The sequence below is a fragment of the Micromonospora acroterricola genome, assembly GCF_003172955.1.
Classification (GTDB): Bacteria; Actinomycetota; Actinomycetes; order Mycobacteriales; family Micromonosporaceae; genus Micromonospora; species Micromonospora acroterricola.
On record NZ_QGKR01000292.1, the window covers coordinates 1 to 14,154 of the forward strand.

Annotated in this window: 8 protein-coding genes; 4 read left to right on the top strand and 4 right to left on the bottom strand. The window is 74.3% G+C overall.

From position 1 onward, the window contains the following. Window positions 1-111: 111 nt before the first annotated feature. Entirely contained in the window at window positions 112-2,310 is a 2,199-nt protein-coding gene (locus DKT68_RS25370; RefSeq protein ID WP_407940789.1) for a transglycosylase domain-containing protein, read from the top strand. Between the two features lie 92 nt (window positions 2,311-2,402). Here the strand turns inward: DKT68_RS25370 and DKT68_RS25375 are convergent, their stop codons facing one another. Beyond that, entirely contained in the window at window positions 2,403-4,211 is a 1,809-nt protein-coding gene (locus tag DKT68_RS25375; RefSeq protein ID WP_109819901.1) for a thiamine pyrophosphate-requiring protein, read from the bottom strand. Window positions 4,212-4,333: 122 nt separating this feature from the next. Between DKT68_RS25375 and DKT68_RS25380 the strand changes: the two genes are divergently transcribed. Together DKT68_RS25380 and DKT68_RS25385 are read left to right on the top strand one after the other, a co-directional pair. After that, window positions 4,334-5,191, top strand: a complete 858-nt coding sequence (locus tag DKT68_RS25380; protein ID WP_407940790.1) for a TrmH family RNA methyltransferase — start codon at window positions 4,334-4,336, stop codon at window positions 5,189-5,191. A 111-nt stretch (window positions 5,192-5,302) separates the two neighbouring features. After that, window positions 5,303-7,063: a PucR family transcriptional regulator gene (locus tag DKT68_RS25385; RefSeq protein WP_456238189.1), complete on the top strand. Its 1,761-nt coding sequence runs from the start codon at window positions 5,303-5,305 to the stop codon at window positions 7,061-7,063. A 28-nt stretch (window positions 7,064-7,091) separates the two neighbouring features. Here the strand turns inward: DKT68_RS25385 and DKT68_RS25390 are convergent, their stop codons facing one another. Beyond that, on the bottom strand, window positions 7,092-8,852 hold the full coding sequence (locus DKT68_RS25390; RefSeq protein WP_456238189.1) for a PucR family transcriptional regulator: 1,761 nt from the start codon (window positions 8,850-8,852) through the stop codon (window positions 7,092-7,094). 111 nt (window positions 8,853-8,963) lie between these two features. Continuing rightward, on the bottom strand, window positions 8,964-9,821 hold the full coding sequence (locus DKT68_RS25395) for a TrmH family RNA methyltransferase (RefSeq protein WP_407940790.1): 858 nt from the start codon (window positions 9,819-9,821) through the stop codon (window positions 8,964-8,966). A 122-nt stretch (window positions 9,822-9,943) separates the two neighbouring features. Here DKT68_RS25395 and DKT68_RS25400 point away from each other — a divergent pair, with 122 nt between their 5' ends. Then, window positions 9,944-11,752, top strand: a complete 1,809-nt coding sequence (locus DKT68_RS25400; protein WP_109819901.1) for a thiamine pyrophosphate-requiring protein — start codon at window positions 9,944-9,946, stop codon at window positions 11,750-11,752. A gap of 92 nt (window positions 11,753-11,844) precedes the next feature. On the opposite strand, the gene DKT68_RS25405 is transcribed toward DKT68_RS25400, so the two are convergent. Further along, complete coding sequence (locus DKT68_RS25405) at window positions 11,845-14,043, bottom strand: transglycosylase domain-containing protein (RefSeq protein WP_407940789.1); 2,199 nt, start codon at window positions 14,041-14,043, stop codon at window positions 11,845-11,847. Window positions 14,044-14,154 lie beyond the last annotated feature (111 nt).

Below are 14,154 nucleotides of genomic sequence, written 5' to 3' on the forward strand. Positions count from 1 at the left end.
CACCAGGCCTTTTCGTCGGCAGCGTCAGATGTGTATAAGGGACAGGTGAAGTTGCTGACAATCCGGGTGCGGGGTGGTCGGTTGGCGGCTTTCGTGGCAATCCTGGGAAGCATGGCCGCCCCCCGCTCGCCGCTGTCGCGGCTGTTCACCGTGCTGCTCGCCGGCTTGCTGGCCGGGCTCGCCCTCGCGGTCGCCGCGCTGCCGGGCAATCTGTTGCTCGGGTTCGCCGCCCGCTCCGCGATCGGCACGTACGCCGCGTTGCCCGACGCGCTGCGCACCCCGGCCACCCCGCAGCGCTCCTACCTCTACGCCAACGACGGCAAGACGCTGATCACGACGTTCTACGACGTGAACCGCACCGACGTGGCACTGGCGGACATCGCCCCGGTGATGCGGCAGGCGATCGTGGCGTCCGAGGACCGGCGGTTCTACGAGCACGGCGGCGCGGACCTGCGCGGCCTGGCCCGCGCGCTGGTGGCCAACGTCAAGGGCGGCGGCACCGAGCAGGGCGGCTCGACGCTGACCATGCAGTACGTCCGTAACGTCCTCAAGACCGACCCCACCCGCACCGCCGAGGAGCGTGCCGCCGCCACCGATCCCACCGTCGGGCGCAAGCTCCAGGAGATCCGGTACGCGAGCGCGCTGGAGCAGAGCCTCAGCAAGGACGAGATCCTCAACCGGTACCTGAACATCGCCTACTTCGGCTCCGGCGCGTACGGGATCGCGGCGGCCAGCCAGCGCTACTTCGGCAAGCCCCCGGCGACGTTGACCCTCGCCGAGTCGGCCCTGCTCGCCGGCCTGGTGCAGTCCCCGGACGCGTACAGCCCGATCGACGGGGACTCCGACGCGGCGCTGGCCCGCCGGTCGTACGTGCTGGACTCGATGGCCGCCACCGGGGCGATCACCGCCGCCCAGGCCGCGCAGGCCAAGGCGGAGCCGCTGACCCTGCACCCGACGCAGCAGCCCAACGGCTGCACCGCCGTGGCCCAGGGGCACGACGACTGGGGCTACTTCTGCGACTACCTGCGCCGCTGGTGGGTGACCCAGCCGGCGTTCGGGGCGACCGTGCCGGAGCGCGAGCAGGCTCTGCGCGCGGGCGGCTACACCGTGGTCACCTCGCTGGACCCGCAGATCCAGGCCACCGCGCAACAGCAGGCCACCAAGGTCTACGGGTACGACAACAAGCGCGCCCTGCCGATCGCGGCCGTGCAGCCGGGCACCGGGCAGGTGCTGGCGATGGCGGTCAACCGGCACTACAGCCTGGCCGACAACCCGAATGGGCAGGCCAACTACCCGAACACCGTCAACCCGCTGATCTCCGGCGGCGCCAGCGTCGACGGGTACCAGGCCGGTTCGACGTTCAAGCTGTTCACGATGCTCGCCGCGCTGGAGTCGGGCCGTACCCTCTCCACCGGCTTCGACGCGCCCGCCAAGCTGCCCACCCGGTACGCCGCGGAGGGCCCGGGCAGCTGTGACGGCCGCTGGTGCCCGGCGAACGCCAACCCGGACTGGATGGACGGGTACCGGATGATGTGGGACGGCTTCGGCCGCTCGGTGAACACGTACTTCGTGTGGCTGGCCGAGCAGGTCGGCCAGGACAGGGTGGTGGAGATGGCGCAGCGGCTCGGCATCACCTTCCGTGCCGACTCGGACGCCGCGTTCGCCAAGGACAACGCCGCGAACTGGGGTTCCTTCACCCTGGGCGTGGCCGCCACCACCCCGCTGGACCTGGCCAACGCGTACGCCACGGTGGCCGCCGAGGGCACCTACTGCACGCCGGTGCCGGTGGTCTCGGTGACCGCCGCGAACGGCGACAGGGTGCCGGTCGGGCAGCCGTCCTGCAAGCGGGTGCTCGACGCCGACGTGGCCCGCGCCGCGACCGACGCCGCCCGCTGCCCGGTGGGGCAGCAGTCGCCGTACGGGCAGTGCAACGGCGGTACCGCCACCGGTGTGAACGACATCCTCGGCGGGCGTCCGGTTGCCGGCAAGACCGGCAGCTCGGAGGAGAACGCCACCGAGACGTTCGTCGGCTTCACCCCGCAGGTCGCGGTCGCCGGCATCGCGGCCAACCCGGACGACCCGACCGACTCGGTGGGCTCCGCGGTGCAGGCCAAGGTGATCGACGCGGTTGCCCGGGTCATCGCCACCGCCGTGAAGGGCCAGCCGGAGAAGGCGTTCGTCGCGCCCAGCCGCGAGCTGGCCGGCGAACCCCGCCGCCCGGTCGAGCGGGCCCCCGTCGTCCCGGACCGCCGGTCCGACCAGGACGACCCCCGGTCGCTGCTCCAACGCTGGCTCGACCGCCGGGGCTGACCGCCGCCCAGCCCGTCCGTCGCGATCGTGAAGGTCCGTCCGGTCACGCCTCCCGCCTGGCCGGCGAGTGCGAGATCGCGGGGGCGGGCTGGTCAGCGCTCCCGGCGGCGGGGGCGGTAGCTGGCGAGGGTCGCGGGCAGGCCGCGGCGGATGATGCCGGCCCAGTCGGTGTCGCCGCGCAGCACCGCCGCCGCGGTCTTGCGCGCCTGCTCGGCCGTGAAGTGTGGCGGGAGCATCAGCTCGGCCGGGTCCACCAGCGCGTTGATCACCACGGGCCGGTCGGCGGCGAGGGACCGTTCCCAGATCTCCGGGACCTGGTCCGGTGAGTCGACCAGCTCGCCCTGCAGCCCGAGCACCTGCGCCCACTGGTGGTAGCCGATGTCCGGCAGCTGCTGGCTGTCCGGGAACATCGGCGTCCCCTCGCTGGAGCGCTGCTCCCAGCTGACGAACGCCAGGTCCCGGTTGTTCAGCACCAGCACCACGAACCGCGGGTCGGCCCAGCTCCGCCAGTACTTGGCCACGGTGATCAGCTCGTTGACGCCGTTCATCTGCATCGCCCCGTCGCCGATCAGCGCGACGAGCGGCCGGTCCGGGTGGGCGAACTTGGCGCTCAGCGCGTACGGCATGGCGCCGCCCATGGACAGCAGCGTGCCGGAGAGGCTGGCCAGCATTCCGGGGCGGACCTGCACGTGCCGGGCGTACCAGGCGGTCGCGGTGCCGCAGTCCACGGCGAGCATCACGTCGTCGGGCAGCCGCTCGCTGAGCGTGCTGAACAGCAGCTGCGGGTTGACCGGGTCGGCGGCCTGCTCGGCCAGGTCGCGTTGCACCCGCCGCCACTCCGAGGTCGCCTCGGTGATCTCCGCCCGCCAGGTGGTCGGTCCCGGGCCGGGGCCCAGCTCGCGCAGCAGCGCCCGCAGGGTGGGCGCCGCGTCGCCGGTCAGGTTCACCTCGGTCGGGTAGCGCAGCCCGAGCTGGGTGCCGTCCAGGTCGATCTGCACCGCGCGGGCCTGTCCAGGCGGCGGGTAGAACTCCGAGTACGGCATGTTGCTGCCCACGATCAGCAGCCGGTCGCAGCCGCTCATCAGCTGCCAGCTCGGCCGGGTGCCGAGCAGCCCGATCGCGCCGGTCACCCACGGCTCCCGGTGGTCGACGACGGTGAAGCCGAGCAGGGCGGTGGCCACACCGGCGCCGAGCCGCTGGGCGATCTCGCGGACCTCGTCCTGCGCCCCGAGCGCGCCCTGCCCCACCAGCATCGCCACCCGTTGCCCGCCGCCCAGCACCTCGGCGGCCCGGCGCAGCTCCGCCTCCGGTGGCACGGTCGGCGTGCTGCTCGGCACGTTGCTGGTGTGGTAGTAGCCGTGCGCGTACGGCGGTTCGGGCACGGCCGGCTCGTCCTGGAGGTCCGACGGGAGCACCAGGGCGGTGACGGTACGCCGGGACAGCGCCGTGCGGCACGCCCGGTCGACGAGGTGGCGGACCTGCGCCGGGTGGTCGAGCTGGGCCAGGAACGCCGCGGCGACGTCCTTGTAGAGGGCGAGCAGGTCGACCTCCTGGTAGTAGCCGCCGCCCTCGGCGGTGACCGCGGTGTGCCCGAGCAGGGCGATCACCGGCTGGTGGTCGAGCTTGGCGTCGTACAGGCCGTTGAGCAGGTGGATGGCGCCCGGACCGCTGGTCACCAGCGCGCAGCCCAGCGGCCCGCCGCCGTACTTGACGTGCGCCGACGCGGCGAAGCCGGCGGTCTCCTCGTGCCGCACCTGGACGAACTGGGCCCGCTCGTTGGTGCGTTGCAGCGCGGAGGTGATGCCGTTGATGCCGTCGCCGGGGTAGCCGAAGTAGCGGTGCACGCCCCAGCTGAACAGGCGGGCGACGATGTGGTCCGCGACGGTCGGGTGCTTGGGCATGGTGCCCGCTTCGCCCGGCGCGGTGCGGTCTGGGCTCACCTGGCTGGTCCTTCCCGTCGAGTCCGCTGCGCCGCCCCGCCATTCCCCTTCCTTTCCGGACAAAACGCCCTGGATGGTGTGGGATCGACCGGCTGCGGAGTGCGGGACCGGCCGTCCGGCAGAATCGTCCGGTGCCCGTCCACCAGATCACCGACCCCGACGACGACCGGATCGCCGACTACCGCGCGCTCACCGACGTCGAGCTGCGCACCCGCTGGGAGCCCCCGCACGGCCTGTTCATCGCCGAGGGCGAGCTGGTGCTGCGCCGGGCGCTGCGCGCCGGCTACCCGGCCCGGTCGTACCTGGTCGACGCCAAGCGCATCGACCAGCTCGCCGACCTGGACACCGGCGACGCGCCGGTGTACGCGGCGACGCAGGACGTGCTGCAACGCGCCACCGGCTTCCACGTACACCGGGGGGTGCTGGCGTCGTTCCACCGCCGGCCGCTGCCGACGGCGGCCGAGGTGCTCGCCGCCGCGCGCCGGGTGGTGATCCTGGAGGACGTCAACAACCACACCAACCTCGGCGCGATCTTCCGGGCGGTGGCGGCCCTCGGGGTGGACGCGGTGCTGCTCTCGCCGAGCTGTGCCGACCCGCTCTACCGGCGCAGCGTCCGGGTCAGCATGGGCGAGGTCTTCGCCGTGCCGTACGCGAAGCTGGACCCCTGGCCGGACGCGCTCGCCGAGGTCCAGGCGGCCGGCTTCACCGTCCTGGCGATGACCCCGGCGCCGGACGCGGTGCCGATCCAGCGTCTGGACGCCACCCAGCGGGCCCGCTCGGCGCTGCTGCTCGGCGCCGAGGGCGCCGGCCTGACCCGGGCCGCCATGGACGCGGCCGACGTCCGGGTGGTCATCCCGATGCGCCGTGGCGTCGACTCACTCAACGTCGCCGCCGCCACCGCCGTGGCCTGCTGGGAGCTGAGCCGCGACGACCCGTGGTGAGGGCGGGAACGCCCTCGTCAGCCGATGGGACGCGAGCGCGTCCCGCCGGTGATGGCGCCCGCCGGCGGCGGGATGTCGAGTTCCGGCGTCACGGACGGTAGCGTGGCGGCCGTGTTCCCCACCGTCCGTGAGGTCCTCGCCCTGGACCCGGTCCGCCACGGCGCGCCGCGCGTGGTGGCCGGGGACGCCGGGCTGGACCGGCCGGTCCGCTGGGTGCACGTCGCCGAGGTGCCGGACATCGCCACCCTGCTCGGCGGCGGTGAACTGGTGCTCACCACCGGCATCGGGTTGCCCGGCGACGACGCGGGGCTGCGCGCCTTCATCGGCGACCTGGCCGACGTCGGCGTCTCCGGGCTGGTCGTCGAGCTGGGCCGCCGGTACGTCAGCGGCGTTCCCCGGGTGATGGCCGCCGCCGCCGAACGGCGTGGCCTGCCCCTGGTGGAGCTGCGCCGCGCCACCCCGTTCGTGCGGATCACCGAGGCGGTGCACGCGCTGATCGTCGACGCGCAGCTCACCGAGCTGCGGGCCACCGAGGAGATCCACCAGCGGTTCACCGACCTCTCCGTCGAGGGCGCCGACGCCGCCGAGGTGATCCGGCAGGCCGCCGAGCTGTCCGGCTGCCCGATGGTGCTGGAGAACCTGTCCCGGCAGGTGCTGGGGTACGACCCGGCGGGGGAGAGCGCCGAGCTGCTGCTGGACGGCTGGGAGCAGCACTCCCGACGGATCCGGCCGGCCGGGCGGACCGCGTACGACCCGGACAGCGGCTGGCTGGTGACGGTGGTCGGGGCCCGCGGGCAGGACTGGGGGCGGCTGCTGCTGCGCTGGCCCGCCGGCGGGGAGCCGCCCACCCGACGGGGCAACGGCTCCGAGGCCGCACCCGGCGGCGGGCCGCCGACCCGGCTCACGATCCTCATCGAGCGGGCAGCGTCCACGCTCGCGCTGGGCCGGCTCATCCGCCGCGACGCCGAGGGGTTGGAGCGGCAGATCCACCGCACCCTGCTGACCGCGCTGCTCGACCACTCGCGGCCGGTGGACGAGGTGGCGCTGCGGGCGAGGGCTCTCGGCGTGGTGCTGGAGCGCCGGCACCTGGTCGGTGTGATGGTCCGGCACCGGGCCGACGACCCGGCCGGCGAGGGCGGCCCCGAAGCCGGCCCCGCCCGCCTGCGGGACCTGTCCGAGGCGGTCGGCCAGGCGCTGCGGGAGGCGAAACTGACCGCGCTGACCAGCGCGGTCGACGACCACTCGGTGGGTGCGCTGCTGGCCCTGCCGGACCCGGCCGCCGAGGACCGCGCGCTGTCCGCGTTCGCCGCCGCGCTGCGCCGCGTACGCCTCGACGCCGGCGCGGTCCGCGCGGCCGCTGGCGCGGAGACCTCCCGCGCGATGTCCGGCGCCGACCCGTCCCGGGCTGCCGGCGGCGCTCCCGGCGGGCTGATCGTGGCGGCCGGCTCCGGGGTGGACAGCCTGCGGGAGGCCCGACGGTCCCTCGTCGAGGCGCGGCAGATCGTCGAGGCGGCCCGCCGGGACCGGCGTGACCTGCCGATCTTCCGGCTGCCGCACGTCGGCCTGGCCGGGCTGCTGCACCTGCTGCGCGACGAGCCCCGGTTGCAGACCTTCGTGGAGCGCGAACTCGGGGCGCTCCTGGAGTACGACGCCCGGCACCCCCGGGAGCGGCTGCTCGACACCCTGCGCGCGTACCTGGAGCAGGGGCGCAACAAGTCCGCCGGCGCCGCAGCCGCCCACCTGTCCCGGCCTGCCTTCTACGAGCGCCTGGCCCGCATCGCCCGGATCCTCGACGTCGACCTCGACTCCGTGGAAGCCTCCCTCTCCCTCCACGTGGCCCTGGTGGCCCTGGACGCAGTCCGCACCCCCTAACCCCACCCCGGGCCGGCCCGGGGTGGGGTTAGGGGGTGCGGACTGCGTCCAGGGCCACCAGGGCCACGTGGAGGGAGAGGGAGGCTTCCACGGAGTCGAGGTCGACGTCGAGGATCCGGGCGATGCGGGCCAGGCGCTCGTAGAAGGCAGGCCGGGACAGGTGGGCGGCTGCGGCGCCGGCGGACTTGTTGCGCCCCTGCTCCAGGTACGCGCGCAGGGTGTCGAGCAGCCGCTCCCGGGGGTGCCGGGCGTCGTACTCCAGGAGCGCCCCGAGTTCGCGCTCCACGAAGGTCTGCAACCGGGGCTCGTCGCGCAGCAGGTGCAGCAGCCCGGCCAGGCCGACGTGCGGCAGCCGGAAGATCGGCAGGTCACGCCGGTCCCGGCGGGCCGCCTCGACGATCTGCCGCGCCTCGACGAGGGACCGTCGGGCCTCCCGCAGGCTGTCCACCCCGGAGCCGGCCGCCACGATCAGCCCGCCGGGAGCGCCGCCGGCAGCCCGGGACGGGTCGGCGCCGGACATCGCGCGGGAGGTCTCCGCGCCAGCGGCCGCGCGGACCGCGCCGGCGTCGAGGCGTACGCGGCGCAGCGCGGCGGCGAACGCGGACAGCGCGCGGTCCTCGGCGGCCGGGTCCGGCAGGGCCAGCAGCGCACCCACCGAGTGGTCGTCGACCGCGCTGGTCAGCGCGGTCAGTTTCGCCTCCCGCAGCGCCTGGCCGACCGCCTCGGACAGGTCCCGCAGGCGGGCGGGGCCGGCTTCGGGGCCGCCCTCGCCGGCCGGGTCGTCGGCCCGGTGCCGGACCATCACACCGACCAGGTGCCGGCGCTCCAGCACCACGCCGAGAGCCCTCGCCCGCAGCGCCACCTCGTCCACCGGCCGCGAGTGGTCGAGCAGCGCGGTCAGCAGGGTGCGGTGGATCTGCCGCTCCAACCCCTCGGCGTCGCGGCGGATGAGCCGGCCCAGCGCGAGCGTGGACGCTGCCCGCTCGATGAGGATCGTGAGCCGGGTCGGCGGCCCGCCGCCGGGTGCGGCCTCGGAGCCGTTGCCCCGTCGGGTGGGCGGCTCCCCGCCGGCGGGCCAGCGCAGCAGCAGCCGCCCCCAGTCCTGCCCGCGGGCCCCGACCACCGTCACCAGCCAGCCGCTGTCCGGGTCGTACGCGGTCCGCCCGGCCGGCCGGATCCGTCGGGAGTGCTGCTCCCAGCCGTCCAGCAGCAGCTCGGCGCTCTCCCCCGCCGGGTCGTACCCCAGCACCTGCCGGGACAGGTTCTCCAGCACCATCGGGCAGCCGGACAGCTCGGCGGCCTGCCGGATCACCTCGGCGGCGTCGGCGCCCTCGACGGAGAGGTCGGTGAACCGCTGGTGGATCTCCTCGGTGGCCCGCAGCTCGGTGAGCTGCGCGTCGACGATCAGCGCGTGCACCGCCTCGGTGATCCGCACGAACGGGGTGGCGCGGCGCAGCTCCACCAGGGGCAGGCCACGCCGTTCGGCGGCGGCGGCCATCACCCGGGGAACGCCGCTGACGTACCGGCGGCCCAGCTCGACGACCAGCCCGGAGACGCCGACGTCGGCCAGGTCGCCGATGAAGGCGCGCAGCCCCGCGTCGTCGCCGGGCAACCCGATGCCGGTGGTGAGCACCAGTTCACCGCCGCCGAGCAGGGTGGCGATGTCCGGCACCTCGGCGACGTGCACCCAGCGGACCGGCCGGTCCAGCCCGGCGTCCCCGGCCACCACGCGCGGCGCGCCGTGGCGGACCGGGTCCAGGGCGAGGACCTCACGGACGGTGGGGAACACGGCCGCCACGCTACCGTCCGTGACGCCGGAACTCGACATCCCGCCGCCGGCGGGCGCCATCACCGGCGGGACGCGCTCGCGTCCCATCGGCTGACGAGGGCGTTCCCGCCCTCACCACGGGTCGTCGCGGCTCAGCTCCCAGCAGGCCACGGCGGTGGCGGCGGCGACGTTGAGTGAGTCGACGCCACGGCGCATCGGGATGACCACCCGGACGTCGGCCGCGTCCATGGCGGCCCGGGTCAGGCCGGCGCCCTCGGCGCCGAGCAGCAGCGCCGAGCGGGCCCGCTGGGTGGCGTCCAGACGCTGGATCGGCACCGCGTCCGGCGCCGGGGTCATCGCCAGGACGGTGAAGCCGGCCGCCTGGACCTCGGCGAGCGCGTCCGGCCAGGGGTCCAGCTTCGCGTACGGCACGGCGAAGACCTCGCCCATGCTGACCCGGACGCTGCGCCGGTAGAGCGGGTCGGCACAGCTCGGCGAGAGCAGCACCGCGTCCACCCCGAGGGCCGCCACCGCCCGGAAGATCGCGCCGAGGTTGGTGTGGTTGTTGACGTCCTCCAGGATCACCACCCGGCGCGCGGCGGCGAGCACCTCGGCCGCCGTCGGCAGCGGCCGGCGGTGGAACGACGCCAGCACCCCCCGGTGTACGTGGAAGCCGGTGGCGCGTTGCAGCACGTCCTGCGTCGCCGCGTACACCGGCGCGTCGCCGGTGTCCAGGTCGGCGAGCTGGTCGATGCGCTTGGCGTCGACCAGGTACGACCGGGCCGGGTAGCCGGCGCGCAGCGCCCGGCGCAGCACCAGCTCGCCCTCGGCGATGAACAGGCCGTGCGGGGGCTCCCAGCGGGTGCGCAGCTCGACGTCGGTGAGCGCGCGGTAGTCGGCGATCCGGTCGTCGTCGGGGTCGGTGATCTGGTGGACGGGCACCGGACGATTCTGCCGGACGGCCGGTCCCGCACTCCGCAGCCGGTCGATCCCACACCATCCAGGGCGTTTTGTCCGGAAAGGAAGGGGAATGGCGGGGCGGCGCAGCGGACTCGACGGGAAGGACCAGCCAGGTGAGCCCAGACCGCACCGCGCCGGGCGAAGCGGGCACCATGCCCAAGCACCCGACCGTCGCGGACCACATCGTCGCCCGCCTGTTCAGCTGGGGCGTGCACCGCTACTTCGGCTACCCCGGCGACGGCATCAACGGCATCACCTCCGCGCTGCAACGCACCAACGAGCGGGCCCAGTTCGTCCAGGTGCGGCACGAGGAGACCGCCGGCTTCGCCGCGTCGGCGCACGTCAAGTACGGCGGCGGGCCGCTGGGCTGCGCGCTGGTGACCAGCGGTCCGGGCGCCATCCACCTGCTCAACGGCCTGTACGACGCCAAGCTCGACCACCAGCCGGTGATCGCCCTGCTCGGGCACACCGCGGTCACCGCCGAGGGCGGCGGCTACTACCAGGAGGTCGACCTGCTCGCCCTCTACAAGGACGTCGCCGCGGCGTTCCTGGCCCAGCTCGACCACCCGGCGCAGGTCCGCCACCTCGTCGACCGGGCGTGCCGCACGGCGCTGTCCCGGCGTACCGTCACCGCCCTGGTGCTCCCGTCGGACCTCCAGGACGAGCCGGCCGTGCCCGAACCGCCGTACGCGCACGGCTACTACCACACCAGCAACGTGCCGAGCAGCACGCCGACCGTGCCACCGGAGGCGGAGCTGCGCCGGGCCGCCGAGGTGCTGGGCGGCGGGCAACGGGTGGCGATGCTGGTGGGGCAGGGCGCGCTCGGGGCGCAGGACGAGGTCCGCGAGATCGCCCAGCGGCTCGGCGCCGGTGTGGCCACCGCCCTGCTCGGCTTCACCGTCGTCGACCACCGGGAGCCGTGGGTGACCGGCGCGATCGGGCTGCTCGGCACCCGGCCGAGCTGGCAGCTGATGAGCGGCTGCGACCGGCTGCTGATCGTGGGCAGCAACATGCCGTACTCGGAGTTCTACCCGCCGCCTGGACAGGCCCGCGCGGTGCAGATCGACCTGGACGGCACCCAGCTCGGGCTGCGCTACCCGACCGAGGTGAACCTGACCGGCGACGCGGCGCCCACCCTGCGGGCGCTGCTGCGCGAGCTGGGCCCCGGCCCGGGACCGACCACCTGGCGGGCGGAGATCACCGAGGCGACCTCGGAGTGGCGGCGGGTGCAACGCGACCTGGCCGAGCAGGCCGCCGACCCGGTCAACCCGCAGCTGCTGTTCAGCACGCTCAGCGAGCGGCTGCCCGACGACGTGATGCTCGCCGTGGACTGCGGCACCGCGACCGCCTGGTACGCCCGGCACGTGCAGGTCCGCCCCGGAATGCTGGCCAGCCTCTCCGGCACGCTGCTGTCCATGGGCGGCGCCATGCCGTACGCGCTGAGCGCCAAGTTCGCCCACCCGGACCGGCCGCTCGTCGCGCTGATCGGCGACGGGGCGATGCAGATGAACGGCGTCAACGAGCTGATCACCGTGGCCAAGTACTGGCGGAGCTGGGCCGACCCGCGGTTCGTGGTGCTGGTGCTGAACAACCGGGACCTGGCGTTCGTCAGCTGGGAGCAGCGCTCCAGCGAGGGGACGCCGATGTTCCCGGACAGCCAGCAGCTGCCGGACATCGGCTACCACCAGTGGGCGCAGGTGCTCGGGCTGCAGGGCGAGCTGGTCGACTCACCGGACCAGGTCCCGGAGATCTGGGAACGGTCCCTCGCCGCCGACCGGCCCGTGGTGATCAACGCGCTGGTGGACCCGGCCGAGCTGATGCTCCCGCCACACTTCACGGCCGAGCAGGCGCGCAAGACCGCGGCGGCGGTGCTGCGCGGCGACACCGACTGGGCCGGCATCATCCGCCGCGGCCTGCCCGCGACCCTCGCCAGCTACCGCCCCCGCCGCCGGGAGCGCTGACCAGCCCGCCCCCGCGATCTCGCACTCGCCGGCCAGGCGGGAGGCGTGACCGGACGGACCTTCACGATCGCGACGGACGGGCTGGGCGGCGGTCAGCCCCGGCGGTCGAGCCAGCGTTGGAGCAGCGACCGGGGGTCGTCCTGGTCGGACCGGCGGTCCGGGACGACGGGGGCCCGCTCGACCGGGCGGCGGGGTTCGCCGGCCAGCTCGCGGCTGGGCGCGACGAACGCCTTCTCCGGCTGGCCCTTCACGGCGGTGGCGATGACCCGGGCAACCGCGTCGATCACCTTGGCCTGCACCGCGGAGCCCACCGAGTCGGTCGGGTCGTCCGGGTTGGCCGCGATGCCGGCGACCGCGACCTGCGGGGTGAAGCCGACGAACGTCTCGGTGGCGTTCTCCTCCGAGCTGCCGGTCTTGCCGGCAACCGGACGCCCGCCGAGGATGTCGTTCACACCGGTGGCGGTACCGCCGTTGCACTGCCCGTACGGCGACTGCTGCCCCACCGGGCAGCGGGCGGCGTCGGTCGCGGCGCGGGCCACGTCGGCGTCGAGCACCCGCTTGCAGGACGGCTGCCCGACCGGCACCCTGTCGCCGTTCGCGGCGGTCACCGAGACCACCGGCACCGGCGTGCAGTAGGTGCCCTCGGCGGCCACCGTGGCGTACGCGTTGGCCAGGTCCAGCGGGGTGGTGGCGGCCACGCCCAGGGTGAAGGAACCCCAGTTCGCGGCGTTGTCCTTGGCGAACGCGGCGTCCGAGTCGGCACGGAAGGTGATGCCGAGCCGCTGCGCCATCTCCACCACCCTGTCCTGGCCGACCTGCTCGGCCAGCCACACGAAGTACGTGTTCACCGAGCGGCCGAAGCCGTCCCACATCATCCGGTACCCGTCCATCCAGTCCGGGTTGGCGTTCGCCGGGCACCAGCGGCCGTCACAGCTGCCCGGGCCCTCCGCGGCGTACCGGGTGGGCAGCTTGGCGGGCGCGTCGAAGCCGGTGGAGAGGGTACGGCCCGACTCCAGCGCGGCGAGCATCGTGAACAGCTTGAACGTCGAACCGGCCTGGTACCCGTCGACGCTGGCGCCGCCGGAGATCAGCGGGTTGACGGTGTTCGGGTAGTTGGCCTGCCCATTCGGGTTGTCGGCCAGGCTGTAGTGCCGGTTGACCGCCATCGCCAGCACCTGCCCGGTGCCCGGCTGCACGGCCGCGATCGGCAGGGCGCGCTTGTTGTCGTACCCGTAGACCTTGGTGGCCTGCTGTTGCGCGGTGGCCTGGATCTGCGGGTCCAGCGAGGTGACCACGGTGTAGCCGCCCGCGCGCAGAGCCTGCTCGCGCTCCGGCACGGTCGCCCCGAACGCCGGCTGGGTCACCCACCAGCGGCGCAGGTAGTCGCAGAAGTAGCCCCAGTCGTCGTGCCCCTGGGCCACGGCGGTGCAGCCGTTGGGCTGCTGCGTCGGGTGCAGGGTCAGCGGCTCCGCCTTGGCCTGCGCGGCCTGGGCGGCGGTGATCGCCCCGGTGGCGGCCATCGAGTCCAGCACGTACGACCGGCGGGCCAGCGCCGCGTCGGAGTCCCCGTCGATCGGGCTGTACGCGTCCGGGGACTGCACCAGGCCGGCGAGCAGGGCCGACTCGGCGAGGGTCAACGTCGCCGGGGGCTTGCCGAAGTAGCGCTGGCTGGCCGCCGCGATCCCGTACGCGCCGGAGCCGAAGTAGGCGATGTTCAGGTACCGGTTGAGGATCTCGTCCTTGCTGAGGCTCTGCTCCAGCGCGCTCGCGTACCGGATCTCCTGGAGCTTGCGCCCGACGGTGGGATCGGTGGCGGCGGCACGCTCCTCGGCGGTGCGGGTGGGGTCGGTCTTGAGGACGTTACGGACGTACTGCATGGTCAGCGTCGAGCCGCCCTGCTCGGTGCCGCCGCCCTTGACGTTGGCCACCAGCGCGCGGGCCAGGCCGCGCAGGTCCGCGCCGCCGTGCTCGTAGAACCGCCGGTCCTCGGACGCCACGATCGCCTGCCGCATCACCGGGGCGATGTCCGCCAGTGCCACGTCGGTGCGGTTCACGTCGTAGAACGTCGTGATCAGCGTCTTGCCGTCGTTGGCGTAGAGGTAGGAGCGCTGCGGGGTGGCCGGGGTGCGCAGCGCGTCGGGCAACGCGGCGTACGTGCCGATCGCGGAGCGGGCGGCGAACCCGAGCAACAGATTGCCCGGCAGCGCGGCGACCGCGAGGGCGAGCCCGGCCAGCAAGCCGGCGAGCAGCACGGTGAACAGCCGCGACAGCGGCGAGCGGGGGGCGGCCATGCTTCCCAGGATTGCCACGAAAGCCGCCAACCGACCACCCCGCACCCGGATTGTCAGCAACTTCACCTGTCTCTTATAAACATCTGACGCTGCCGACGAAAAGGCCTGGTG

Bases quoted from the DNA above. Each gene is read 5' to 3' on its own strand.
- DKT68_RS25370 (WP_407940789.1), top strand. From the start codon at position 112: ATGGCCGCCCCCCGCTCGCCGCTGTCGCGGCTGTTCACCGTGCTGCTC.
- DKT68_RS25375 (WP_109819901.1), bottom strand. From the start codon at position 4,211: ATGCCCAAGCACCCGACCGTCGCGGACCACATCGTCGCCCGCCTGTTC.
- DKT68_RS25400 (WP_109819901.1), top strand. From the start codon at position 9,944: ATGCCCAAGCACCCGACCGTCGCGGACCACATCGTCGCCCGCCTGTTC.
- DKT68_RS25405 (WP_407940789.1), bottom strand. From the start codon at position 14,043: ATGGCCGCCCCCCGCTCGCCGCTGTCGCGGCTGTTCACCGTGCTGCTC.